The 2,913-nt window shown below is 71.3% G+C and carries 4 protein-coding genes; all 4 read right to left on the reverse strand.

Going from position 1 to position 2,913, the window contains the following annotated elements; translation table 11 throughout:
- Window positions 1–84: 84 nt before the first annotated feature.
- A complete protein-coding gene (gene nusB / locus ABZ371_RS31125; protein WP_358685974.1) occupies window positions 85–516 on the reverse strand; it encodes a transcription antitermination factor NusB in 432 nt (143 codons plus the stop codon).
- Window positions 517–518: 2 nt separating this feature from the next.
- The gene (gene efp, locus ABZ371_RS31130) at window positions 519–1,085 is read right to left on the reverse strand and encodes an elongation factor P (protein ID WP_307128042.1); all 567 of its coding nucleotides are present in this window, start codon (window positions 1,083–1,085) and stop codon (window positions 519–521) included.
- 52 nt (window positions 1,086–1,137) lie between these two features.
- A complete protein-coding gene (locus tag ABZ371_RS31135) occupies window positions 1,138–2,244 on the reverse strand; it encodes a M24 family metallopeptidase (RefSeq protein WP_358685976.1) in 1,107 nt (368 codons plus the stop codon).
- Window positions 2,245–2,321: 77 nt separating this feature from the next.
- Window positions 2,322–2,913: AAA family ATPase (locus tag ABZ371_RS31140; RefSeq protein ID WP_358685978.1), on the reverse strand; the 592-nt coding region annotated here is incomplete at its 5' end.

A 2,913-nucleotide genomic window follows, 5' to 3' on the forward strand; every position in this document is an offset into this window, starting at 1 on the left:
TGCGGGGCGGCGCTCCCTCCCGCACGGCCGAGGGGCCCACGGTCACGTCGACCGTGGGCCCCTCGTTCGGCTGAACGCCGCCGGCTACTGCTCCCGGCGGAGGTTCGGCTTGAGATCCTTGAATCGGGCCAGCAGGCCGTTCACGAAGGACGGCGAGTCGTCCGTGGAGAACTCCTTGGCGAGCTGGACCGCCTCGTCGATCACCACGGCGTCGGGCGTGGAGTCCGCCCAGATCAGCTCGTAGGCACCGAGCCGCAGGATGCTCCGGTCGACGACCGGCATGCGGTCGATCTCCCAGTCCACGGCGTAGGTGACGATGAGGTCGTCGATGCGGTCCGCGTACTGCGCGTACCCCTCGACGAGCTCCATGGTGAATTCGCCGACCGGCGGCTGGCGGTCGTCGGTCCGCGAGAGCCGTACCCAGTCCGCGAGGACCGTCTGCACGGACTCACCGCGCTGGTCGGCCTCGAAGAGGATCTGGAAGGCGCGCTTGCGGGCCTTGTTCCGGGCAGCCACGGTTAGCTGTTCACCCGGCCGAGGTAGTCGCCCGTACGGGTGTCGACCTTGATCTTCTCGCCGGTGGTGATGAAGAGCGGGACACCGATCTCGTAGTCGGTCTCCAGGGTGGCCGGCTTGGTGCCACCGGTGGAGCGGTCGCCCTGGACGCCCGGGTCCGTGTGCTTGACGGTCAGCTCGACGGCGGCGGGGAGCTCGACGTAGAGCACCTCGCCCTCGTGCTGGGCCACGGAGGCGGTGAAGCCCTCGATGAGGAAGTTGGCTGCGTCGCCGACGGCCTTGCGGTCGACCATGAGCTGGTCGTAGGTGTCCATGTCCATGAAGACGAAGTACTCGCCGTCCATGTACGAGAACTGCATGTCCCGGCGGTCGATGGTGGCCGTTTCGACCTTCACGCCGGCGTTGAACGTCTTGTCGACGACCTTGCCGGAGAGCACGTTCTTGAGCTTGGTGCGCACGAAGGCGGGGCCCTTGCCGGGCTTGACGTGCTGGAACTCGACGACGGACCAGAGCTGGCCTCCGTCGAGCTTGAGCACCAGGCCGTTCTTGAGGTCGTTCGTGGAAGCCACGGTTGCGGAATCTCCTGGACTGAAGCTGGTGGACGACCGAGGATGCGCGCTACTAGAGCGCGAGCAGCTCCTTGGTCGTAATGGTGAGTAGCTCGGGTCCGCCGTCCGCCTCGGGGCGTACGACGAGCGTGTCATCGATCCGGACACCGCCCCGGCCCGGGAGGTGGACCCCCGGTCCGACGGTGACCGGCACACAAGCGTCCAGTTTACCCATGGCTGTCGGTGCCAACTGCGGGTCCTCGTCGATTTCCAGTCCGACACCGTGTCCGGTGCAGCGCTGGAGCCCGTCCGCATGGCCCGCGGAGTCCAGGAGGTGGCGTACCGCGCGGTCCACGTCGCGGTAGGCCGCGCCCGGCGCGAGAGCTTCCCGTCCGGCGCGCTGAGCGGCGAAAACAAGGTCGTAGAGCTCGATCTGCCAGTCCGCGGGAGCGGTGCCGATGACGAACGTGCGGCCGATCTCGCACCGGTAGCCGCGGTAGTTCGCGCCCAGGCAGACGGAGAGGAAATCCCCTTCCTCCACCCTCCGGTCCGAGGGCCTGTGGCGGCCCTGTCCGGAATGGGGCCCCGTCCCCACGGACGTGGGGAAGGCCGGGCCGTCGGCGCCGTGGTCCACCAGCCGGCGTTCGAGCTCCAGGGCGAGATGGCGCTCGGTACGGCCGACCAGGATCGACTCCAGCAGTTCACCGAGTGCCTGGTCGGTGATCTCTGCGGCGATCCGCAGACAGGCGATCTCCTCCTCGTCCTTGACGATCCGCAACTGCTCCACCGTGGAGCCGAGGTCGGCCAGGCGCAGGTGGGGGGCGACGGAGTGCATCGCCCGGTGGCGGGCGACGGTGAGGTCGTGCTCCTCGACGGCGAGGGAGCCCACGTCCCGCGAGGCGGCCAGCCCGGCGGCGGCGACGACCGGGTCGCCGCCGGACGCGGGCAGGACGGTCAGCCGGAGCTGCTCGTCGGGGCGCCCGGGAGGAGCGTCTCCGGCCGGGGCCCGGGGGCAGAGCAGGACGTCCTCGCCGGGGCCGAGCAGCAGCACGGCGCCGGGTGGGGCCCCGCCCGCGAGATAGCGGACGTTGGCGGGGCGGGAGACCAGGGCGGCCGCGGAACCGGCGGCGGCGTACCGGTCACGCAGCAGCCCGCGTCGGACGGCGTACACCTCTGACATGTTTTCGACCCTACGAGCGGTCGCGGCGGCCCGCCCGGCCAGCGCATCCGACCGGGGCTCCCGCCCGCCCGGTGCCGCTACCAGGCCGGCGGGCTGGCTATGGAGCGTGCCAGGACGTCGTCGAGGACCCGGGCCGTCGTCTCGACGTCGTAGGTCGAGTTGTCGATGATGGGGAGCCCCGAGCCGTACCAGCCGGCCATCCGGCCGTGGATGCGGGCGACCTCCTCGTCGGAGAGGCGGCGGTTGCCGCTGCGGGCCGCGTTGCGCTCCAGGACGACCTCCAGGCCGGGCAGCAGGACGACGGGCAGCAGCCCGGGGCCCACATGGCGCTTCCAGCCGCCGAGCCCGACGACGGGCCGGTCGGGGAAGACGGCGTCGTCGAGGATGCAGGAGATGCCGTTGGCCAGGAAGTTGCGCGCGGCGAAGCCGCAGGTCCGGCGGGCCAGGCGGTACTGGGCCTCGGAGTGGTCGTTCCATCCCGACTGCGGGTCGGCGAAGCCGGAGCAGACCCACTCGCGGACGTCGTCCAGGGAGACGTGCGCGGTGGGGACGCGCCGGCGGCCCGCCCACAGCCGGGCGACCGTCGTCTTGCCGGCCCCCGCGGGACCGATCAGCAGCACGGCGAGGGTCGCGGCGCCGGTGCCCGGCTCGGCGGGCGGCGCGGGCAGG

This window comes from Streptomyces sp. NPDC005899 (genome assembly GCF_040629645.1).
GTDB lineage: Bacteria > Actinomycetota > Actinomycetes > Streptomycetales > Streptomycetaceae > Streptomyces.